The 21,515-nt window shown below is 48.3% G+C and carries 21 protein-coding genes and 7 pseudogenes; 14 read left to right on the forward strand and 14 right to left on the reverse strand.

The genetic code is table 11. The features are described from left to right. Nucleotides 1–2: 2 nt before the first annotated feature. A pseudogene (locus ACLJPE_RS01885) lies at nt 3–389 on the forward strand (hydrolase); the annotation flags it as partial. A 68-nt stretch (nt 390–457) separates the two neighbouring features. Continuing rightward, nucleotides 458–740 (forward strand): annotated as a pseudogene (locus ACLJPE_RS01890) (transposase); the annotation flags it as partial. 52 nt (nt 741–792) lie between these two features. On the opposite strand, the gene ACLJPE_RS01895 reads toward ACLJPE_RS01890, so the two are convergent. Further along, nucleotides 793–939 (reverse strand): hypothetical protein, encoded by a 147-nt coding sequence (locus tag ACLJPE_RS01895; RefSeq protein WP_000951652.1) that lies wholly within the window; start codon nt 937–939, stop codon nt 793–795. Nucleotides 940–953: 14 nt separating this feature from the next. Between ACLJPE_RS01895 and ACLJPE_RS01900 the strand changes: the two are divergent. Then, nucleotides 954–1,100, forward strand: a pseudogene (locus ACLJPE_RS01900) (helix-turn-helix domain-containing protein); the annotation flags it as partial. Nucleotides 1,101–1,426: 326 nt separating this feature from the next. Here ACLJPE_RS01900 and ACLJPE_RS01905 read toward each other — a convergent pair. The 4 genes and pseudogenes from ACLJPE_RS01905 to ACLJPE_RS01920 all read right to left on the reverse strand — a co-directional run. After that, a complete protein-coding gene (locus ACLJPE_RS01905) occupies nt 1,427–2,041 on the reverse strand; it encodes a disulfide bond formation protein B (protein WP_410966010.1) in 615 nt (204 codons plus the stop codon). A gap of 9 nt (nt 2,042–2,050) precedes the next feature. Next, nucleotides 2,051–2,209: a DUF5993 family protein gene (locus ACLJPE_RS01910; RefSeq protein ID WP_000480735.1), complete on the reverse strand. Its 159-nt coding sequence runs from the start codon at nt 2,207–2,209 to the stop codon at nt 2,051–2,053. A gap of 132 nt (nt 2,210–2,341) precedes the next feature. Continuing rightward, nucleotides 2,342–3,256 carry a DMT family transporter gene (locus ACLJPE_RS01915; protein ID WP_001233453.1) on the reverse strand — a complete coding sequence of 305 codons (915 nt, stop codon included), beginning with the start codon at nt 3,254–3,256 and terminating at the stop codon, nt 2,342–2,344. Between the two features lie 791 nt (nt 3,257–4,047). Beyond that, a pseudogene (locus tag ACLJPE_RS01920) lies at nt 4,048–4,613 on the reverse strand (fimbrial protein); the annotation flags it as partial. On the opposite strand from ACLJPE_RS01920, the pseudogene ACLJPE_RS01925 reads away from it, so the two are divergent. Both ACLJPE_RS01925 and ACLJPE_RS01930 read left to right on the forward strand, forming a co-directional pair. After that, a pseudogene (locus ACLJPE_RS01925) lies at nt 4,600–4,765 on the forward strand (DUF4113 domain-containing protein); the annotation flags it as partial. The pseudogenes ACLJPE_RS01920 and ACLJPE_RS01925 sit on opposite strands and share 14 nt — an antisense overlap. A 12-nt stretch (nt 4,766–4,777) precedes the next feature. Next, nucleotides 4,778–5,310 (forward strand): annotated as a pseudogene (locus tag ACLJPE_RS01930) (transposase); the annotation flags it as partial. Nucleotides 5,311–5,455: 145 nt separating this feature from the next. Here ACLJPE_RS01930 and ACLJPE_RS01935 read toward each other — a convergent pair. Next, nucleotides 5,456–5,596, reverse strand: coding sequence for a hypothetical protein (locus ACLJPE_RS01935; protein ID WP_001604859.1), 141 nt, complete (start codon nt 5,594–5,596; stop codon nt 5,456–5,458). A 165-nt stretch (nt 5,597–5,761) separates the two neighbouring features. Then, entirely contained in the window at nt 5,762–6,031 is a 270-nt protein-coding gene (locus tag ACLJPE_RS01940; protein ID WP_001611547.1) for a hypothetical protein, read from the reverse strand. 39 nt (nt 6,032–6,070) lie between these two features. Here ACLJPE_RS01940 and ACLJPE_RS01945 point away from each other — a divergent pair, with 39 nt between their 5' ends. Beyond that, entirely contained in the window at nt 6,071–6,271 is a 201-nt protein-coding gene (locus ACLJPE_RS01945; protein WP_000007801.1) for a hypothetical protein, read from the forward strand. Between the two features lie 128 nt (nt 6,272–6,399). Continuing rightward, on the forward strand, nt 6,400–6,819 hold the full coding sequence (locus ACLJPE_RS01950; protein ID WP_000354410.1) for a GNAT family N-acetyltransferase: 420 nt from the start codon (nt 6,400–6,402) through the stop codon (nt 6,817–6,819). A gap of 128 nt (nt 6,820–6,947) precedes the next feature. Here ACLJPE_RS01950 and ACLJPE_RS01955 read toward each other — a convergent pair whose 3' ends face one another. Continuing rightward, nucleotides 6,948–7,424: a hypothetical protein gene (locus ACLJPE_RS01955; RefSeq protein WP_023230990.1), complete on the reverse strand. Its 477-nt coding sequence runs from the start codon at nt 7,422–7,424 to the stop codon at nt 6,948–6,950. A gap of 328 nt (nt 7,425–7,752) precedes the next feature. Further along, nucleotides 7,753–8,148, reverse strand: coding sequence for a DUF1398 domain-containing protein (locus tag ACLJPE_RS01960; RefSeq protein ID WP_000422887.1), 396 nt, complete (start codon nt 8,146–8,148; stop codon nt 7,753–7,755). Nucleotides 8,149–8,831: 683 nt separating this feature from the next. On the opposite strand from ACLJPE_RS01960, the pseudogene sopE2 reads away from it, so the two are divergent. The 3 genes and pseudogenes from sopE2 to pphA all read left to right on the forward strand — a co-directional run bounded on the left by sopE2 (nt 8,832) and on the right by pphA (nt 10,877). Next, a pseudogene (sopE2, locus tag ACLJPE_RS01965) lies at nt 8,832–9,553 on the forward strand (SPI-1 type III secretion system guanine nucleotide exchange factor SopE2). Between the two features lie 284 nt (nt 9,554–9,837). Then, nucleotides 9,838–10,002 (forward strand): hypothetical protein, encoded by a 165-nt coding sequence (locus tag ACLJPE_RS01970; RefSeq protein WP_001134850.1) that lies wholly within the window; start codon nt 9,838–9,840, stop codon nt 10,000–10,002. Between the two features lie 224 nt (nt 10,003–10,226). Further along, nucleotides 10,227–10,877 carry a protein-serine/threonine phosphatase gene (pphA, locus tag ACLJPE_RS01975; protein WP_000986166.1) on the forward strand — a complete coding sequence of 217 codons (651 nt, stop codon included), beginning with the start codon at nt 10,227–10,229 and terminating at the stop codon, nt 10,875–10,877. A gap of 18 nt (nt 10,878–10,895) precedes the next feature. Here the strand turns inward: pphA and ACLJPE_RS01980 are convergent, their stop codons facing one another. The 5 genes from ACLJPE_RS01980 to yebS all read right to left on the reverse strand — a co-directional run bounded on the left by ACLJPE_RS01980 (nt 10,896) and on the right by yebS (nt 16,953). Next, complete coding sequence (locus ACLJPE_RS01980; RefSeq protein WP_000457838.1) at nt 10,896–11,087, reverse strand: YebW family protein; 192 nt, start codon at nt 11,085–11,087, stop codon at nt 10,896–10,898. A gap of 110 nt (nt 11,088–11,197) precedes the next feature. After that, a complete protein-coding gene (locus tag ACLJPE_RS01985) occupies nt 11,198–11,434 on the reverse strand; it encodes a YebV family protein (protein ID WP_024131167.1) in 237 nt (78 codons plus the stop codon). 116 nt (nt 11,435–11,550) lie between these two features. Continuing rightward, nucleotides 11,551–12,990 carry a 16S rRNA (cytosine(1407)-C(5))-methyltransferase RsmF gene (rsmF, locus tag ACLJPE_RS01990; protein WP_039514191.1) on the reverse strand — a complete coding sequence of 480 codons (1,440 nt, stop codon included), beginning with the start codon at nt 12,988–12,990 and terminating at the stop codon, nt 11,551–11,553. 77 nt (nt 12,991–13,067) lie between these two features. Then, entirely contained in the window at nt 13,068–15,701 is a 2,634-nt protein-coding gene (locus tag ACLJPE_RS01995) for a PqiB family protein (RefSeq protein ID WP_001521100.1), read from the reverse strand. Continuing rightward, entirely contained in the window at nt 15,670–16,953 is a 1,284-nt protein-coding gene (gene yebS, locus ACLJPE_RS02000) for a membrane integrity lipid transport subunit YebS (RefSeq protein ID WP_001207293.1), read from the reverse strand. Before yebS ends, ACLJPE_RS01995 begins: the two co-directional genes overlap by 32 nt. Before the next feature lie 128 nt (nt 16,954–17,081). Here yebS and ACLJPE_RS02005 point away from each other — a divergent pair, with 128 nt between their 5' ends. The 4 genes from ACLJPE_RS02005 to htpX all read left to right on the forward strand — a co-directional run bounded on the left by ACLJPE_RS02005 (nt 17,082) and on the right by htpX (nt 21,505). After that, entirely contained in the window at nt 17,082–17,579 is a 498-nt protein-coding gene (locus ACLJPE_RS02005) for a GAF domain-containing protein (RefSeq protein WP_001518229.1), read from the forward strand. 97 nt (nt 17,580–17,676) lie between these two features. Continuing rightward, the gene (proQ, locus tag ACLJPE_RS02010) at nt 17,677–18,363 is read left to right on the forward strand and encodes an RNA chaperone ProQ (protein ID WP_000431401.1); all 687 of its coding nucleotides are present in this window, start codon (nt 17,677–17,679) and stop codon (nt 18,361–18,363) included. 19 nt (nt 18,364–18,382) lie between these two features. After that, the gene (gene prc, locus ACLJPE_RS02015) at nt 18,383–20,431 is read left to right on the forward strand and encodes a carboxy terminal-processing peptidase (RefSeq protein WP_001091237.1); all 2,049 of its coding nucleotides are present in this window, start codon (nt 18,383–18,385) and stop codon (nt 20,429–20,431) included. 192 nt (nt 20,432–20,623) lie between these two features. Continuing rightward, nucleotides 20,624–21,505, forward strand: a complete 882-nt coding sequence (htpX, locus tag ACLJPE_RS02020; RefSeq protein WP_000984498.1) for a protease HtpX — start codon at nt 20,624–20,626, stop codon at nt 21,503–21,505. The last annotated feature ends 10 nt before the right edge of the window (nt 21,506–21,515 follow it).

A 21,515-nucleotide genomic window follows, 5' to 3' on the forward strand; every position in this document is an offset into this window, starting at 1 on the left:
AAATGAGACTTAAGTTGATCGTTAAAAGTTTTGCGCTGGCGGGGCTACTCTCTTCCACTGCGCTGACACCTTTATTTGCACAGGAAGCCCCAAAAGGTGCCACTGCTTCAACCAAGCAAGCTAACGATGCGCTTTATAACCAACTTCCTTTCTCTGATAACACCGATTTCACGAATGCCCATAAAGGCTTTATCGCTGGTTTACCTGAAGAGGTGATTAAGGGAGAGCAAGGGAATGTCATCTGGAATCCACAGCAGTACGCTTTCATAAAAGAAGGAGAAAAATCTCCTGACACTGTTAACCCTGGTCTGTGGCTTCAGTCCCAACTAATCAATATCAGTGGCTTGTTTGAAGTAACAGACGGCGTCTACCAGATTCGTAACCTTGATTTTGATCTTACCCAGTAATAGTGGACACGCGACTAAGTGAGTAAACTCTCAAGTAAGAGGTGACTTATATGACAAAACCAGCATCAACCACCAAAAAGCCACGCAAGCAGCACACGCCTGAATTTCGTCAGGAAGCCCTGAAACTGGCTGAACGCATTGGGGTGGCCGCTGCCGCCCGCGAACTTAACCTGTATGAATCACAGCTCTACAACTGGCGAAGCAAACCGCAAAATCAGCTCTCTTCCTTCTGAACGCGAGCAGGAGATGTCCGCTGAGATCGCCCGTCTGAAACGTCAACTGGCAGAACGGGATGAGGAACTGGCCATTCTCCAGAATGGCCGCGATATCATATTTAAACTATCGTAATGGAACAAAGAGTTACTTTAAAGAGCTCTTTGTTCCTTTAACCTTGATGAAGATGGTCAACGTCTGGTTTTACAAATCCGATACAGACAGGATAGCTGCTATGTTTGTTATCCATCTGGAAGGTTATCTGGCTGATAGCATCAAGCGCCAGTTGTGGCCATTGCTTCAGTACCCAGTGTGCCACTACAGTGCCACTACATTGGTGGCCGTAGGCCAAAACTGACGCCGGAGCAATGGGCGCAGGCAGGGGGCCTTATTAGGGCAGGAGTACCGCGACAGCAGGTAGCGATTATTTATGATGCGGGGCTGTCGACGCTGTACAGAAAATTCCCTGTGTTAGGGTAATGCAGTATTTCCACGGTGCGTGCCACCCAAATATGTGCTGTGGATGCTTTATAGGGTGTGCCATTTTTGTGTCAAACATGGTGAAGCATCATTCTATTTCTAACATCATGTGCCATTGAGTTGAGCAATGTGAATGCGGAAATGTGTATTTGAAAGAGTTAGTTAAATGTGATTCTACTAATTCGTAATGCGAAGGTTGTAAGTTTGATTCCTGTTATTGCAACATTTCAATGTTACTGTAACTTCCGTGTTAGCCCATAACCATTCCAATTTCTACAAGACAGGTGCTTGCTATATATTTACCAATCAGTCATTTTAAAAGTGCGTCATAACCGGAGAACTGTCCTCGTCAGGAGGCCTGTTTTCAGAAAGGCAATATCCTGTTTCGACAGTAGCTTATATGTGACCGGGTTAGCAGCACATTCCCCTCCGCCACATTCCAGTACAGTTGAAATAAGGTTGGCAGTAATCAGTAACAGAAATACCCAACCGACAATACTGAACAGGTCCGGATTAATATTCAATGAACGAAATGCAACATTCATGCTACTGATTGCCAGAATTACCGCAACAGCAATAATAATCAGAATTGACGTAATCAGAGTCCTGGTATAAAAGTGTAATCCAAAAAATGCAGAACCATATCCTGTGTCACCGGGCATGATATGCAAACATATTTGCCGGGATGCCATAACTCCGGTCAGGATACTGCCAATAATTACCATCCCGTAATGTATACCTCGTAGACCAAAGCAGAGGTTAAATAAAAAGCCAAAACCGGCGATGATGAGGCCAGCCCGCTGTAATAAGCAAATTGGACAAGGCAGCTCATGCCTAACGAGTTGATAATAAAAGGCTACAACCAGAGCAACGCATATCCCAAGGAGTCCCATCTGATTAATCAGATGAACAAATGTTGTTGGATGATGATGCGTTTTCATACACACTCCTTAAAATGACAAAGTCAGCGAATTGGTCATATGATGGATGAATGATAAAATAGTGACGATGAGTAAAACGGCCCACAGAATGTAGCTGACTTTATCCTTTCTGTTTATGGCTCCCATTGCCACGCTCAGTGCAAGCAAGAATGGCAGAAACATGAACATAAAAAACTCCTTTATTACATTGCTTGTTAATATAATCGCTGTGTATTACCGGGTCTGTATTCCAGCTTATCCACCCCGCATTAGCTGGAGCTCAGTAAGGCATCAGGAATTATTTGCGTTATTATAAATCGATTATTTCTGTGATGAATTATCCCGGCATCGGCTGGTTACAGGGATATTTCTGGCGACAAGAGTAAGAAATATCCCGATAGCTAATGGTATAATAAGCAGCATTGAGTGTGTTGAAATAGCATATCCATAAATATAGTCTTCCAGACTTACCGCAATCAGCGGAAAGATAAGAAATACAAGCGAAGCCTGGAAGGCATTAGCCTTTTGCTGAAGCGCAAAGTAGCACAGGATACCAAAAACTCCAGCAAAAGCCCCGAGATACAGGGTAGCTAATATTGAGTGTACTGAGAAGGTTGATACTTGTGGTCTTTCAAAAAACCATCCTGTCGCAGAAAGTATCAACCCAGCTAAAAGGCACGGGAGTGCATTAAATGTGATAACAGAGACAGTACAACTTCTTTTCTTACATTGTGTATATATTATGGCATGGATTAACACAGCAGAAATAAGTGCAGTGATACCCTGCCAGTGACTCTCTGTACTTGTATTCGTTTCTTCAAGAAGTATCCCCGTCAATGCAGTGATTGCGATAGTTAATCCCGCGATCTGCATTAGTTTCGCTTTTTCATTTAGAAACAAAACCGATGCTATCAAAACGGCCACAGGCATATTCGCAAAGATAATGGCGGCAAGCCCAGAGTTGACATAGGTTTCACCATAAATCATTAGTGAGAAAGGAATAGAAAAATAAAAGATGCAAATCACAAACTGGAATAATCGTTGTCCGGGAGGAAACAACAGTGTTTTTTTTCTTAACCATGCAATGATGATTAAAAAAGGTGCTGCAAACATAAACCTCATTCCGGTTGCAAACACTGGAGGGATAGTTTCAACGGCAATTCGCATAGCCAACCATGTAGTCCCCCAGGTCAGTGAAACTAGCATGAATAATATAGATATCGACACCTTGCGCATAAGATCCTCTCCGTAAAAAAATTAATTTAGCTTTTTAGCTAGAAAAAAGTAGCGTTTTCTTCACTGTGTTTTTTATATGTTTAGATAAAAATTTCTCTATCAGAAGACGCAGTTATGCTGAATGAGAAAAATAAGAAATGACTCAGGCTGTTACCACACGATTGTCCACTGCGCCTGCAAGACCTGGCAGCAGTTGTCGATTTAATGTCTATTCTTGCTGGAAGGCATAAAACGCCTTGAAGATGAAGAGCTCATCATTAGTCGGGTTCCCTTGTTGAGCCAGGACAAGTTTAACTTATCGCTTTCAACCCTTACGATGATAAATGATCTTATCCACCCATAATGGACATACGGCTAAATGAGTAAATTCTCAAGTAAGAGGCAGGATCTGTATCAACCAGTAAGAAGCCCCGGAAACAGCACCGGCGGAATTCCGTCAGGAAGCTCTGAAACTCGCTGAATGTACGTTGCCCGCGAACGATTGTTAATCAGCGCCATAGCAAGAATAATTGTTTGTTTCACAAGGAGATAGAAAAAACTATAGCTTTGCGCCGGGGCGGAGGCAGGAGGAGATAACTCGTTGTAAGAGAATGTTTTTATATGGCGACCTTAATACTGGCGCCATTTGGGATAAAATCTAATCAATTAACAAAATTGTGATCCGCTTCTAAATTACTTCTCCTGGCCGTACGGCTAACTGGAAGAATTTGTTCTGAGTCAGATTCATCACGAGAGCTTGTTAAACCCATTACGTAGCCGCAGAACATAATGGGTTACCAGAGCAAAACAGTTTATAACGTAACATAGATGCCAGACACACTACGACGCGATGCCTGTAATTGCGCATTAACGCTTCCTGCTGTTACTGTTTGTCCGCCGATCGCCTCAAGTGAGGCAGTAAAATCACCGCTGTAGGTTTCTACTGAACCGGATGATACCCGTGTGGTTAAATCTTTATAGCCATACCAGCCTCGGGCGTTGCCGATGCCCGTCCTGATACGATCGGGCAACAGATTAATCGGCGTACCGGCATCGTTATAGATGCGAATTCCCACTCCGGAAGCTACGCCGGGTTCGCTATAATGGGTGTCCAGTAGCCACGACAGACCGCCTGCGGATGCGGGTATCCCCAGCGACGAGCCACCGCCACGGCGGTGGGTTGATTAACGACAAACCCCATCGCGACATTGGCGGCACTAATGGTTGGATGGGGGCTGGATACGGCGCCGGACTCACATTCCAGGCTGACGTGGAAAGGTACCTGGCTACTCCCCCCGGCGGCTAATACGCCGACGGCGACAGGGGGAATTTTCACGATCGCAGGATAATCTGTGATTTTACATAACGCGCCGCGCGCCGGTAGTGCGAAGCTGATGGAAGTACTGGACCATCTTAACGCAAAAGACGGGAAGGGGACGCTGTACTTCGCCGGGGGGGATGCCGCAACAGTGGGCTATGAAGCGAGAAATGCTTTCGCCTCGGTATACCACCCGCTATGAAGACCTGCTTCTTCCTGATTTTAAGGACATCCTGATTACCTGTGTGGATGGTCTGAAGGGCTTCCCGGATGCGATAAACAGCGTCTTCCCGCAGACCCATATCCAGCTGTGCATCATTCATATGGTGCGTAACAGCCTGAAATACGTAGCCTGGAAAGGCTACAAAGCCGTCACCAGCGGCCTGAAGACGGTCTATCAGGTCCCGACCGAAGATGCGGCACTGATGGCGATGGATGCGTTCGCGAAAGTCCGGGACGATAAATATCCGCAAATCAGCAAAAGCTGGCGTGCGCACCGGGAAAACCTCAATACGCTCTTCAGTTATCCGCCGGATATCCGCAAGGCCATCTACAAGACAAACGCAATCGAATCCCTGAACAGCGTGATCCGTGCCGCGATTAAGAAACGCAAGGTGTTCCCGACGGATGACTCGGTACGAAAGGTTATTTATCTGGCGATCAAGGATGCGTCGAAAAAATGGAGTATGCCGATCCAGAACTGGTAGTGAGTCGTTTTATTCTCAAGTTAGGTGACCACCTGAGCGATCACCTTTAATAACTGGGCAGTTACACAGAATTACTGACAGGCTCATTCTTTTGTGTTGCGCATCTCTGTTTCTATTGTTTTAGATAGCCATGAGAGCTCCGTTGCTGAGAATTTTAGTCGTGGGGTTCTTTCTTCTGCACCGGGTGGGCGCATTTCAAAACTGCAGGAACATCTGCTGAATACTGTATAGTCCTGTATTTTGCATGTTGTTGAGGTCAGTGTGCAATTCCTCGGTACTGGCTTGTCCTGTATAGGTCTGGAGATTTCTGGATAGTGTCCTTGTGGACCTGAACATATGTTTTTGATTGAAAATGGCATCGTGTTTTATCCTTTACGCTGTGAAATGCTGTTTTGTGCTCTTCCGTTGTGATTGGTGATGTGACGGGATCGTCCATGCTCCCTTTCTTCTATTGACGGCGTATCAGTCCATTGATGCCATGCTTGTTTAATTTGTCCAGCATCAGCAAGCCGTCGTTTTCTTTCTGCTGCAATTCAAGCAACTTAAACCGTATTTCGTTAAGTAAAGATTTAATAACTCCGCGCTTGCGAACCACCTTTTTGATAACGTCTTTTTCGAAGTATAAACGGCAGAAGTGATTTTCATAATTCGCCTACACTCTTCACCCAGCGCTGGCAAATTTTCAACGCTGAAAGGCTGGGGAGAAGGGCGTCCAGTTGCTGAACGGAGAGCGTACCAAACGCCCTGATTCCACGCGTTATCAAACTTCATACCGTGGTTATCATCCAGACAAGGCGCTTGAGGTTGTTCATGTCTTTTGGGGAAAAGGTTCGGTGGTGGGTACTGGATATCCTGGATCGGGAAGTGGGTTCCACCGGTGCCAAATACAGGGTGCTGGTAAACCGGGTGGATACCTCAAATCCTGACAGGCCAGAGCATCAGCCTGATAAAATCGTATTACTGATTTCTAACCAGTGGCACATTAATTGTACCAGCTCAGACTCCAACTGACAGTTTGCTTGAAGTGAGTAGCGGACGTGACCTGCCCCCAGGAGTAAAAATAAACTTTCTATTGATACATTTAATTAACTTATTTATAACGTTATATTCCAAATGCAAACTTGTTCAATTGGATATGTATGGACATTCAAATCACACATCAAGTTACTGAATTTGATAAAGAAGAACTATTAACCGGGTTAAGAAGCTACAATGCTCAGTTCGTCGATTTTAGTAAAAATGGGCAGCTTGGGGTCTACTGCAGAAACGAAAGCGGCGAAATGGTAGGCGGATTAATTGCTGACAGAAAAGGTCCGTGGCTCTGCATCGACTATCTTTGGGTAAGTGAATCTGCAAGGAGCAACGGTCTGGGGAGCAAACTTATGGAGATGGCCGAAAAAGAAGGTTTGCGGAAAGGCTGTGTTCATGGACTTGTAGATACCTTTAGCTTCCAGGCTCTCCCTTTTTATGAAAAACAGGGTTATATACTTCAAATGTCGCTACCGGACTTTCCTAAAGTAGGTTCGCAAAGGCATTATTTAATTAAGCCTGGTTTATAGCTTTGCTGCATTTGAATACCCATAGTTTTATGAAAGCTGCAATCAGGTGGCTTTATAATATATCGTACTGGTGGCCTGTACACACTATGATCAGCGTCCGCTTCTGGCACAGGCGTTTAGAAGACAGTTCAATTGCGATCTGCTGGCTGGGATTTCGTCGCGCCACTCAAAAATGCACAGAGTTTTTCACCCGTCGTCAATGGCTCAATGGGCGTTTTTCCGAGGGCGGTCTCAGTCATGACGATGGCAGGACCAATAAGCATGGACCATACTTCGCTCGCGTCTTGCTCAAGCGATGTGAAGGCAAGGAACAGTGTCTTATCTGAAGGAAAGCGGTGCTGAGTATTAAAAAGTTTCAACCAGGCGCGGGACTGCCGATCGGCCTGTGCTGATCGCGTGCCGAAGCGGAGTACTCTTTTTAGTATGGCGATACCCACAATGCCTGGCCCCAGAATAAAGGGACTCCCGACGTTTATGGTGACGCCGACCCCGAGAAAAACGAGGGCAAATGACAGCACGTTATCTACTCTTCTGGTAAGGGTACTGTATAGCTTTTCCAGATAGTACCGGTAAAGAATTTGATAACTGATTTCATCCTTGCTCATACATCTCCAGATGGTTTTTCGATTACGCTCCGGCATGCTCCCGGAATCCTGACAGATTCTGCAATTATGCCACACTTCCTGGAGGGTATTAATTAGATAGAATATAAATAGCATGCAAATATTTTGAGCTTTTAGTCGATATCGCTTTGAAAATCATTTCTCCTGCACCAGGAGATGCTGTTGTCGGGAATCGCGTCAAACGTTGCTGCGTCGGTCGGACTGTACAGGGTAACTCTCGCAGTCAGACTCTCATTATGGTCTCTAAATGGATAACCCGCAGTCGTAACACGCCGAATGTCACGACTGACGCTATTATTACCCTGGCTTGTTAAAGCGGCATGACCACATTTTCTATATATAATAATTGGTTGTCTTTCGACCAGTATTGTCGAGTTTTTTGGTTTAATTCAACAATCCATTTAAAAACGCCTGCTGTTGCCAGATCGGTACAGTATTTTTCATAGGAATGTTCCCCCGAAAAGTGTTTGGCTGAAGTCAATTTTATTAATTGCGTATTTGGTGTTGAATTGACTTTAATCAGCTTTCTATTGCTTTTAATAGAAATGAAGTGGCCTGCATGAGTGATAATTTTAACATTACCGGTAGCAACAAAATAGATGTAATAAGCGATATTATTATATTCCAGATCGATTAGAAATGCGTTGAAATTTGCATCCTTTCTGACGCGCTCGAAAAAGTGGTTAAGCATAAGCTGTAATTCCATTTGTTAACCTATTGTAAGTTATAATGTTATATGTTGTGTTAGAGTATTGTTGCTTAAAAGCAGCCATACAAAGATGTTACCTAAAAGCAATAATAATCGTCTGGTATCATATAGTTTACGTTATGATTGGAATAGTGTTGCAATTGTTACTGATTATTTCTCGTAGCGCGTTTTTTTGACCACTAATAGATGAGTCAATCCATTTCATTTGTAGTTTTTCTGAACGCCATGAAAAGTCATAATATATAAAAATCAGTTAATTAATTGATATTTAGATAAGGGTTACAGTGGCGGAGAGGTTTGGCATGGCGACTTTATAGGTTTTGAAAAAGCGGCTAACTCGCTGGCAGGATAATTGGTCGCCAGCCTGTGAATGGGGGCAAAATCGTAACAACATCAGCATAAATAATAATATTCATGAATGTTTTGTGTGACGCAGCAGTTGAATTGAAGTGATGTTTTGCCTGTTCAGGATTGTCCCGATAAAAATATTGCTCGATAAAAGTCGATCACCTTGCGCCGAAAAAAAACAGGCTAAGTGACAGAAGAACAAAATCCATCAGGAAAATAAAATTTATAAAGATCAATGAGTAAAAATGGTTGTGGAGAAGGTGGCTATTTTTTGAAAGCAAGAAATATAAATAAAGTGTAGCTATGCATAGTTATCTAAAAGGAGAACTACCGTGACTAACATAACACTATCCACCCAGCACTACAGAATCCATAGAAGTGACGTTGAACCAGTAAAAGAAAAAACAACGGAGAAGGACATTTTTGCAAAAAGTATTACTGCCGTTAGAAATAGCTTTATCAGCCTGTCGACGAGTTTGTCAGATCGCTTTAGCCTGCATCTGCAAACAGACATACCGACTACCCATTTTCATCGTGGGAGCGCCTCTGAGGGGAGGGCAGTATTAACCAGTAAAACTGTTAAAGATTTTATGCTGCAAAAGCTCAATAGCCTGGATATCAAAGGTAATGCGAGTAAAGATCCGGCCTATGCTCGTCAGACATGCGAAGCCATATTAGCAGCCGTGTACAGTAATAATAAAGATCAATGTTGTAAATTACTCATCAGTAAAGGGATCAGTATTACCCCATTTCTGAAAGAGATAGGAGAGGCTGCGCAGAATGCGGGGCTACCTGGAGAGATGAAAAACGGCGTATTTACTCCAGGTGGGGCAGGGCGAATCCTTTTGTCGTCCCCCTCATTGCTGCAGCGAGCATTAAATATCCGCATATGTTTATAAATCATAATCAGCAGGTGTCTTTTAAAGCGCATGCTGAGAAAATCGTTATGAAAGAAGTTACGCCGCTGTTTAATAAGGGGACGATGCCAACGCCACAACAATTTCAGTTAACTATAGAAAATATTGCGAATAAGTATCTTCAGAATGCCTCCTGAAGATAGCAAACACAATACCGCTATTAACCGTATGAATTAATAGCAGATTTTCTGAAACTATATATTCATTTTTATGGCGACGCTTTTAACAAAACGTCGTCATATTTATTTTAATATAAAAATCAAATGGATACCCTTAAAACTTAAAATAATTGTTATTACTCTAAATACCAGTATAACCAGACAGCTTTTTTTGTAACGCTGCGTGTTGTTAAGTCTATGATACCCGCGCACGGATGATGTCTCGATAAGGATTAATGGTCTGTTAACTGTCAGGAGAGGTTATGCCGCCTTTAAAAAAAATTATGCTGCTCCTGTTTGTGGGGGCGATGGTCGCCACGGTAACGACACCTGCATTGGCGCTGGTTTGCCTTGCAACTCACTCAGCTGAAGAGTGTGCTGAAGCCTGTGGTGTCGATATGTGGTTTATGTTTCCGATATGTTTTTAAGGAGGAAGAATATTGAACGTGAACAGGCGATAGTGAGTAGCTCGCTGCGCCAGGGGATAACACTCCCCTGGCGCAGCCAGTTATATTTTATTGCGATGATAACAAAGCATTTACTCGCTACTGATGAAATTCGCTATTTACAACAGAGCACGTTTACTAAGCAAAAAAAATCTGCACACGCTATCTTTTTATATCTGTCCTGGGTAATGAACGACAGGAAAAACATGATGCGGCCTGAAGAGATTTATCAGCGAATAGAGGCAAAGAATTGGCGGCATGTCTGGGTGGTCGGCGATATCCACGGCTGTTTTTCAATGTTAATGAAAAAGTTACGTGAGTGTCGATTTGATCCGCAACAAGACTTGTTAGTTTCTGTGGGCGATCTCATTGATAGAGGCCCGGACAGCCTGGGTTGCCTGGCTTTACTGCGTGAGTCCTGGATGATGGCGGTTCGCGGCAATCATGAACAAATGGCGCTGGATGCGCGGGCCTCATCGCAGTCGACGCTGTGGTTGATGAATGGTGGCGACTGGTTTACCCGCCTGACGGCTGAACACGCTGCGCAAGCTGAAGCGCTTTTTATCCTTTGTCAGCGGCTGCCCTGGATACTGGAAGTTCGCTGCCGCCATAGCACGCATGTGATCGCTCATGCAGATTATCCAGCGTCAACCTATCAATGGCAAAAAAAGGTCGACTTACATCAGGTTCTCTGGAGCCGCGAACGGCTCATAAATAAGCGTGGCGGGATTAGCGGAGCCGATCATTTTTGGTTTGGCCATACGCCGTTGCGCCGGCGCATGGATTTTGCCAACGTACACTATATTGATACAGGCGCGGTATTTGGCGGGCAATTGACGTTAGCGCGGATACAATAGCGGTATCAGCGACCAGGGTTAAAAATCGCTATATTGCTGCGCAGGTCGCCAGAAGCCGTCGATAAAATCCTCTACCGGAAAACAGCCGCCATGGCGAATCCGTTGATCGTCCATCGAATAAAGACATTGCTGCTCGGTATCGTAGATGTCCACGACAATATCCTCGCATCCTCCATCCAGGTAACATACAAAAAGTACCAGCGCGAACATTACATCCTCAATGTTAACTACTTTACACGATAGTGTAGGAGAGGTTAGCGCAGGGGGGAAATGAGAAAAGGAAGAATAAATAACCCGCCTGGCGACGGGTTCTTTTTGAGTCAGGCAAGACGCATGACCCAGGCATCAGATTTAGGATCGTAATGATTACGGAACAAAACGGAATGTTCCCCGTTGAGAATGGCGGGAACGCTGGTTTCGGCATCCCAGGCGTCCAGTTGCATACATAAATCCGGATCGGATTTACAGGGGATTGTTAACGTTCGCTCCCCCGGCGATTCGCCATGTAATTCGGCATCGTCGATTTCAAAAGCGCCAATGCGCACACTGGTTTTCATCATCGTGCTCTCCGTTAATACGCTAATTGTGGTACGACCAGTTTAGCCGTCCATTTTTCAGCGTAGTCAACGTACGCAAAAGCGCCAGTCAAAAAGTGCGGTTTTTTTGTGCGCTTTTAGCTATTACCAGTAAAGAGTTTGCCATCACGTACCAGTTCACGCGGGTAACTGTTCTTTATTCTGGCGCCGATACGTTTTGCCAGACCAAGCGGCTGATGCTGGAATGTCACCAGGACATCATCAGCGGCAGGGGGTGTTTGCGGATAAATATCCCGACCGCGATACCACTCCTCCGCCTCTTGCACAGAAAGTTCGAACGCGTGAGCATGAGTCGGGCAGGCAAGGGCTATCGTCGCCTCATGTTGCCAGCGATAGCCTTTATTATGACTTTCGGCCAGCTTAATGCCGAGCCGGGAAAAACGGACTTTTCCGATCAGTGATTCAATTTCTGCCGGGAACAGCCAGACCTCTTTTTCACGCTGCCAAAGATGGAGATTTTCATCCCATAGCAGTCCGACGGCGTTGGCCGCCTGGGTAACGTGTAATGCTTCGCGGCCTTTGAGAGGGGTAAAAGGAAATGCCCCCACTTTATACCCCGGCGCAGGCATGGCTGGAAGGGATGACATTTTACGCAGACGTGCGACGAAGAATCCTTCGCAGTCGTAAATTTGCGGGAAGACGTGCAGGAAGCCTTCCGGGGTGAGGGCGCGGTCAGCATCAGGAAACAGATCACCCAGCGGCAAAAATTCAACGGCGTCGGCGTAGGTCTCTTTCAGCCAGAGGCAGACCGCTTCGTTTTCCTGGCGATTTAACGTGCAGGTGGAGTAGACCAGCGTGCCGCCGGGTCGTAAAGCATGAAAAGCGCTGTCGAGCAGTTCCCGCTGTGTCGCCGCGATATCCAGATTGCTTTCTGGCGACCAGTTTTTTAGCGCATCAGGATCTTTACGTACTACGCCTTCGCCAGAGCAGGGCGCATCCAGCAGGATAGCGTCAAACATCTCCGGTAACGCAGCGCCAAATACGCGGCCATCGAAATGCGTCAGTGCGGTATTGGCGATTCCACATCGGCTGATATTAGCGTGCAGAACTTTGACGCGGCTGGCCGAAAATTCGTTGGCCAGAATGGCGCCGCGGTTCCCCATGCGGGCAGCGATCTGCGTGGTTTTGGAACCAGGCGCCGCTGCCATATCCATGACCCGCTGCGGATGATTACCATCGGCGAACAGGGCCGCGACCGGCAGCATCGAACTGGCCTCCTGAATGTAAAACAGGCCGCTTAAATGCTCAGCGGTACTGCCAAGCGGCAATGCCTCTTCATCATCGCGCTCGATCCAGAATCCTTCATGACACCACGGAATTGGCGTGAGCGACCAGCCGTAGGGCGCGATTAGGGCAAGGAAATCAGCCACGGAGATTTTAAGTGTATTGATGCGTATACTGCGGCGCAACGGGCGTTGGCAGGCCGAAATAAATTCATCAAAAGAGAGCGTGGAAGGCATTGCTTCACGCATTTGCGTCAGAAAAGCGTCAGGAAAATAGACAGCGTGTTGAGCCACAGGTGTATCGCCGGCAAAAAAACAGGCGCGCAGTGTAGCATAAAACGCTCCGGCGCGAGTACGCCGGAGCCGGGTGTTTAACGTGGCAGAGCGGTACCCCATTCACGCCACTCTTTCGGTTCGCTCTCTTGTAACAGGAAATGCTTACCGGCTTGCGCTTTTGGCGCCAGCGGCGTACCTGGTGGAGTAGCGAAGGCGATACCGCCACGGATGAATTGATTAAATGTCCCCGTTTTCACCACGCCGCCTGTCAGACCAAAGTCGAGACTATAGCCGGAGGCAAGCCAGAATACGGAGTTATTCCGCACCAGATATTGGTAACGCTTACTGATACGCAAGGTGATCATCACGCGATCGGAGAGCGACCCCAGGGACATTCCGGTGACGGTTCCCACTTCGATACCGCGGAACAGGACGGGTGTACCAATATTAAGCGAGCCTGCTTCTGGCGCCTCCACGACGATGCTTAACCCATCCAGATAGCGTGAGTCGGTAATCGTGGCTTCCTGCAGTTCAAAGTCGCGCCGTGCCGCGCCGCGTCCTGGCTCAACGTTAATATAGGGCTGGAGAATCGTATCCAGATGCTCGACGCCCGCCGCGGAGATTTGTGGCGTAATAACGGAAAAACGTGTCCCGGCGCGGGCAAATGTCTGTACGTACTCCGGATAAAGGACGGCTTTTGCCTGCACTTCATTACGTGCGGTGATCAATTCCAGCGTCTGGATCTGGCCGATATCAATACCGAGGTAACGAATTGGCATCCCCTCCGCCAATTTTCCGGCGTCGAACGCGTGCAGCGTAATTTGTCCGCCTACCGCGCGGGCGGAAGTTTCTGAAGCATAAAGAATGCGTTTATCGCCTTTGCGCCGACTGGCGCTGGCGCCGCTCAGGTTATCAAAACTAATGGCCCCTTTCAGCGCGCGGGAGAGTGGCGAGGCCTGTACCGTTAGGCCGCTGCCGTTAAGTTGCACCTTCGCGCCGCCTTCCGCCCAGAACACGCTATTGCTGGTTAACAGGTGGCGATACTCCGGCTTAATATGCAGGTCGATGTCAAAGGTATTGGCGCGTGGGCGAACGGTGATGACTTCGCCTACTTCAAATTTTCGATACAGCACGACGGAACCTGCCTGGACATCCGGCAACGTTTCGGCCGTCAGCGTTAAGGTGGTAGTCGGTAAGTCACTGAGGCTATTTTCCAGCGCTTTTTCCAGGTTAGCATAGAGCGGGTAGGTGGATTTCATCTTCCCGCTCGTACCGGGTAAAATACGAATTCCGCCGTCAATCCACTCGCTGGCGCTGGCGCCGAGGAACTCTACGCCGTCAAGGCCGACTTTGACATCCACCCGGCTGTTGACCACGAATTTACTGTCGCCCTGTACCAAATCTCGGTGCTGCGGTTCAATCGCGACGATGAATGACACGCCTTTACTGGATAAGTTGCGCTCAATGACCTGGCCAATTTTTACGCCATGTAAAATTAACGGCTGGCCTGGTTCGATGCCGTAACTCTCCGGGGCCGTCAGCGTCAGGGTTAAGGCATTCGCCTCATGCAGCAGGGCCTTTTCACCCGGCACCACCACAAATTCACTGCGCGGTTCGCCGTCGCCCGGCACCAGCTCGAAGGTTTTTCCGGTTAACAACGAACTGATATTCGCGTCGCTCAGCGACAGTTTGGGATTGCGTAACTCAATGCGCGTATTTTCCCGCATCAGCGGAACAACGCTGGGATCGACGGTCATCTCTCCGGTGACTTTACCGCCAGGGTTGAGCGTCAGTTTAGAAAGCTCACCCACCTCCAGTCCCTGGTACATGAGCGGCGTAGATTCCGCTTTCAGACCGTCTCCGCTGGGCAGCTCAAGTTTAACGATTACCCCTCGTTGGCTGTGGGCTAAATCTTTATATAAGCCGAACGTGTCATCCTGGGCGGCGGGTTTGGAATTGTCCGGTGAGTCAAACGCAATCGCGCCATTGACCAGGGCCGCGAGGCTCTCCAGTTTCACCTTCGCGCCGCTCAGGCTTAGATCGGCGTCAATGCCGGAGACATTCCAAAAACGGCTGCCTTTTTTCACCAGATCGGTAAACCGTCGCTCAATCAGAACGTCAATCGTCACGCCCTGTTTGTTAGGGTTAATCGAATAGTCATACACCCGTCCGACAGGGATTTTACGGAAATAGACCAGTGAACCGCTATTAAGCGAACCGAGATCCGGCGCATTGAGATGAATCATCAGATCGCCGTTGCTAAGCCGGTATTTAGGCTGTGTATCCAGGGCGACGAAATGATCTCTGGGCTTACCTTTACCTGGCATCATACCGATGTAATTCCCGCCGACCAACGCATCCAGGCCGGAAACGCCCGCCAGCGAGGCTTTGGGCGTCACCAGCCAGAATTGCGTCTCTTCGCGCAACGCATCTTCCATATCTGATTTGATACTGACGCGAACTTCAATTTTGCGCAGATCTTTGCTCAGACTGACATCTTCCACGGTGCCGACTTCTACTCCCTGATAACGCACGGGAGTACGGCCCGGTACGATACCGTCCGCCGACATAAAATCGATAGTCACGCTATTGCCGCGATCCTGGTAGCTATCCCATACTAGCCACCCTGCGATCATTAGCGCGATAAGCGGTAGCAGCCAGAAAGGTGAAATACGGCGTTTGGTTTTAATTTGCGCTTCAGTCTTCGAAGCGGGCGTTTCCTGACTCATGTGCATCCCAAAGTAAGCGGCTATCCAGCCATTCCACTGCAAGAATAGTCAAAATTACCGCTGCGCCGAAATAAAACGCAGCCGGTCCCATAGTAAAAGCCAGAATCTGATCGCGATTAATCAGAGACATGGTTAACGAGATAACGAAAAGATCCAGCATCGACCAGCGGCCTATCCATGTCACCAGACGCAGCAACAGAATTCGCGTCCGCAGTCCCTGTTCGCATTTAAAATGGATACTCAACAGTAGCGTAAACATCACGATGACTTTGGTAAACGGCACCAAAATACTGGCGATAAAAACGACGGCGGCGACGGCGATATTGCTGCTGGCAAGCGACATAATGCCAGACAGGATAGTATCTTCCTGACGCCCGCCATTAATGTAGATTACCGAGATAGGCAGCAGGTTTGCCGGCAGCAAAAAGACAATAGACGCCAGCAAGGCCGCCCAACACTTCTGTATGCTCTGTTTTCTGCGTAACCGTAGCGGAATATGACAACGCGGGCATCGTCCTTTCGCATCCGGATAGCCACTAAAGTGGCAGCCAAGACAGACGCGCAATCTTTCGTCCGCACGTTGAGCAGGGCGCTGCGGATAAAATCGTTCCCATAGTTGCTCCACATTCAGATGAATCATAGTCAGAATGCTAAGAACCACCAACGAGACGAACGCTAAAAGCCCGATGCCCGGCTGCAGAAAGGCATAGTCCTGCACTTTGATAGAGGCAACGCCAATACCGACCAGATAGATGTCCAGCATCACCCACTCTTTCAGTTTTTCCAGCATCAGCAGGACTGGACGCAGATTCATGCCGAGAAGGCTGCCAAACCACAGATAAGCAATTGAAAAAACCAGAATAAGCGGCGCGCCCACCACGCAAAAGAGCACCATTGCGGCGGTTAACGGATCGCCCTGCTGCGTCATTTGCCAGATGCCGTGCATCACATTGGCATCAATGCGTACGCCCAACAGGTAGATATGGAGTAACGGTTCGCTCCAGGCAAACGGCATCAATAGCAGCATGGTTACCGCCATCGCGGTCAGCCGCGTCAGCGACCAGTCGCGCCCATCGCGAATTTTGGCCTGGCAACGAGGACAATAAGCGCTTTGATGAGCGCTCATCTCCGGCAAGCTGAACAGCATGTCGCATTCAGGGCAGCGCTGATAGTGGCTGCGCGGCAGCGCTTCGCTAATTGACCTGATCGTTAGCTTTTTTGTTGGCGTGACGTGTGAGGTGTTCAGAGCCATGTATCGTGAATCAAAGTGTTAGAATAATGTAATCTTAACTCATGACAGGAATAATCTTGAGCAAGAACGCATTTAATGCTTATTTTAATAGCCTGTGTTTAGGAGTAAGACCACGAAGTGATTATATAATGAGCAAAACAGAACTATACGCGGCGTTAAACCGCGATTTTCAGTCGTTAATGGCAGGTGAAACCAGCTTTCTGGCCACGCTGGCGAATACCAGCGCGTTACTGTTCGAACGTCTTACCGAGGTGAACTGGGCAGGATTTTATCTCCTCGAAGGCGATACGCTGGTGTTGGGGCCGTTTCAGGGGCGAATCGCCTGTGTGCGGATTCCGGTTGGTCGCGGCGTGTGCGGCGCAGCGGTAGCGCAGAATAAGGTTCAACGTATTGATGATGTTCATGCGTTTGACGGCCATATTGCCTGTGATGCCGCCAGCAACGCCGAAATTGTGCTGCCTGTCACGGTTGGTGAACGGATTATCGGTGTGCTGGATATAGATAGCACGGCGTTTGGCCGTTTTACCGAAGAAGATGAACACGGCCTGCGTACGCTGGTCGCACAGCTTGAAACCGTGCTTGCAACGACGGATTACAAAAAATTCTTTGCGAGCGTCGCAGGATAATCAACGGATAACGTAGCAATTACTGATGGCGTCATTATAATGACGCCTGTTCATGCCTGCTGCTTGTTGGCTACGTCCGTTGTAATCAGGAAATTTCATGGAAAATCAACCTAAGTTGAATAGCAGTAAAGAAGTTATCGCGTTTCTGGCCGAGCGTTTTCCTCACTGTTTTAGTGCGGAAGGCGAAGCTCGCCCGCTGAAAATTGGTATTTTTCAGGATCTGGTAGAGCGAGTTGGGGGCGAAATGAACCTCAGCAAAACGCAACTTCGTTCCGCTTTACGTCTTTATACTTCAAGCTGGCGTTACCTGTACGGCGTTAAGCCGGGCGCAACGCGCGTCGACCTTGATGGCAATCCGTGCGGCGAGCTGGAAGAACAGCATGTCGAACATGCGCGTAAGCAGCTTGAAGAAGCCAAAGCCCGTGTTCAGGCGCAGCGCGCAGAGCAGCAAGCGAAAAAACGCGAAGCTGCCGCGGCGGCTGGCGAAAAAGAAGACGCGCCGCGACGCGAGCGTAAACCTCGCCCGGTAGCGCGTCGTAAAGAAGGCGCTGAACGTAAACCTCGCGCTGATAAACCGACGACGAAAGCGCCGCGTGCGCCTCGCGAAGAGAAGCACACGCCGGTTTCTGATATTTCAGTATTGACCGTAGGGCAGTCCCTCAAGGTGAAAGCGGGTAATAATGCGATGGATGCCACCGTATTAGAAATCACCAAAGATGGTGTCCGTGTACAGCTGAATTCGGGTATGTCTTTGATTGTACGCGCAGAACACCTGGTGTTCTGAAACGGAGGCCAGGCCTGGCATGAACACTTTTTTTAGGCTTACCGCGTTAGCTGGCCTGCTTGCATTAGCAGGCCAGTCCTTCGCCGTGGAAGATATTACGCGTGCCGATCAAATTCCCGTACTAAAGGAAGAGACGCAACATGCGACGGTGAGCGAGCGAGTAACGTCGCGTTTTACCCGCTCCCACTATCGCCAGTTCGATCTGGATGAAGCATTTTCGGCAAAGATTTTTGATCGCTATCTGAATCTTCTCGACTATAGCCACAACGTTTTGTTGGCGAGCGATGTCGAGCAGTTTGCGAAAAAGAAAACCGTGTTGGGCGATGAGCTGCGCACGGGTAAGCTGGATGTTTTTTACGATCTTTATAACCTGGCGCAAAAGCGCCGGTTTGAACGTTACCAGTACGCGCTAAAAGTGCTGGAGCGGCCAATGGATTTCACCGGAAACGATACGTTTAACCTGGACCGCAGTAAAGCGCCCTGGCCGAAAGATGAGGCTGAGCTAAATGCGCTGTGGGATGGTAAAGTGAAATTCGATGAGCTCAGTCTGAAACTCACCGGCAAGAGCGACAAAGAAATTCGCGAAACGCTGACGCGTCGCTACAAATTCGCTATTCGTCGCCTGGCGCAGACCAACAGTGAAGATGTGTTCTCGCTGGCGATGACCGCTTTTGCGCGTGAAATCGACCCGCATACGAATTATCTTTCTCCCCGCAATACCGAGCAGTTTAATACCGAAATGAGCCTGTCTCTGGAAGGTATCGGCGCGGTGCTGCAAATGGATGACGATTATACTGTCATTAACTCATTGGTCGCCGGCGGCCCGGCAGCGAAGAGTAAGTCAATTAGCGTCGGCGATCGTATCGTTGGCGTAGGGCAGGCCGGAAAACCGATGGTCGACGTCATTGGCTGGCGTCTTGACGATGTGGTGGCGCTGATCAAAGGGCCAAAAGGCAGCAAGGTCCGACTGGAAATACTGCCGGCTGGTAAAGGGACGAAAACGCGTATTATCACGCTGACGCGTGAACGGATTCGTCTTGAAGATCGCGCGGTTAAAATGTCGGTGAAAACCGTCGGCAAGGAAAAAGTTGGCGTACTGGATATTCCAGGCTTCTATGTTGGCTTGACCGATGATGTCAAAGTTCAGCTTCAGAAGCTGGAAAAACAGAACGTTAACAGCATCGTTATCGATCTGCGTTCAAACGGCGGTGGGGCGCTGACGGAAGCCGTTTCGCTTTCCGGTCTGTTTATCCCTTCTGGTCCGATAGTTCAGGTGCGCGACAATAACGGCAAAGTGCGTGAGGATAGCGACACCGACGGCGTGGTCTACTACAAAGGCCCGCTGGTGGTGCTGGTCGATCGTTTCAGTGCCTCGGCATCGGAAATCTTTGCTGCCGCGATGCAGGATTATGGGCGCGCGCTGATTGTCGGTGAGCCGACCTTCGGTAAAGGGACGGTACAACAATATCGTTCGCTAAACCGAATTTACGATCAGATGCTTCGCCCGGAATGGCCTGCGCTGGGTTCGGTGCAGTACACCATTCAGAAGTTTTACCGTGTCAACGGCGGTAGTACGCAGCGTAAAGGGGTCACGCCGGATATCATCATGCCGACTGGCAATGAAGAGACGGAAACCGGAGAAAAATTTGAAGATAACGCCTTGCCGTGGGATAGCATTGATGCGGCGAAATACGTGAAATCGGACGATTTGGCCCCGTTTGGCCCGGAATTATTGAAAGAACACAACGCGCGTATCGCCAAAGATCCTGAGTTCCAGTACATCATGAAGGATATCGCACGTTTCAATGCCATGAAGGATAAGCGCAACATCGTCTCTCTGAATTATGCGCAGCGTGAGAAAGAGAACAATGAAGAAGACGCTCTGCGTCTGGCGCGTATTAACGATCGGTTTAAACGCGAGGGTAAACCGTTGCTGAAGAAACTGGACGATCTGCCAAAGGATTACCAGGAGCCGGACCCGTACCTTGATGAAACGGTGAAGATTGCTCTGGACCTGGCGCATCTTGAAAAAGAAAAACCAGCGGAGCAGGCGGCAGCCAATAAGTAACGCTAAACAGGCACAAAAAATTGTGCCTGTTTTTTTTAACAAGCGCAGAAGTCGTCAGGATAATGCTACAAAATGTAAAGTTGTGTTTTTCTCGTGACTTACCGCCTGGTGATGCTTGAAAATAGCCATAAGACCCATACGATGTGGGTAATCGCATAGTGCGCTTTGTTAAATTGAGGTTAAAAGAAAATTATGATGCGAATCGCGCTCTTCCTGCTGACGAACCTGGCCGTGATGGTCGTTTTCGGGCTGGTTCTGAGCCTGACAGGGATACAGTCGAGCAGCGTGCAAGGCTTGCTGATCATGGCGCTGCTGTTTGGTTTTGGCGGTTCTTTTATTTCATTGCTGATGTCCAAATGGATGGCGTTAAAATCCGTAGGAGGGGAAGTTATTGAACAGCCTCGCAATGAAAGAGAACGCTGGTTGATGAACACCGTAGCAACGCAAGCGCGCCAGGCCGGTATCGCCATGCCGCAGGTTGCTATCTACCATGCGCCGGACATTAACGCGTTTGCGACGGGCGCACGCCGTGACGCCTCATTGGTCGCTGTGAGCACCGGTTTGTTGCAAAACATGAGCCCTGACGAAGCGGAAGCCGTCATTGCGCATGAAATCAGCCATATTGCCAATGGCGATATGGTGACGATGACGTTGATTCAGGGGGTGGTTAACACCTTCGTTATCTTTATTTCGCGCATTATCGCGCAAATTGCCGCTGGTTTTCTGGGCGGCAACCGTGATGAGGGCGAAGGAAGTAACGGTAATCCGCTAATCTATTTCGCCGTTGCGACGGTGCTGGAACTGGTCTTCGGTATTCTGGCGAGCATTATCACCATGTGGTTCTCCCGTTACCGTGAGTTTCATGCCGATGCGGGATCGGCGAAGCTGGTTGGCCGTGAAAAAATGATTGCTGCGTTGCAGCGCCTGAAAACCAGCTACGAGCCGCAAGAAGCGACCAGCATGATGGCGTTTTGTATTAACGGTAAATCGAAATCGTTAAGCGAGCTGTTTATGACGCACCCACCGCTTGATAAACGCATTGAAGCGCTGCGTAGCGGCGAGTACCTGAAATAATAAGCCCACT

Origin of the sequence: Salmonella sp. SAL04196 (genome assembly GCF_046550835.1) — a bacterium.
GTDB lineage: Bacteria > Pseudomonadota > Gammaproteobacteria > Enterobacterales > Enterobacteriaceae > Salmonella > Salmonella enterica.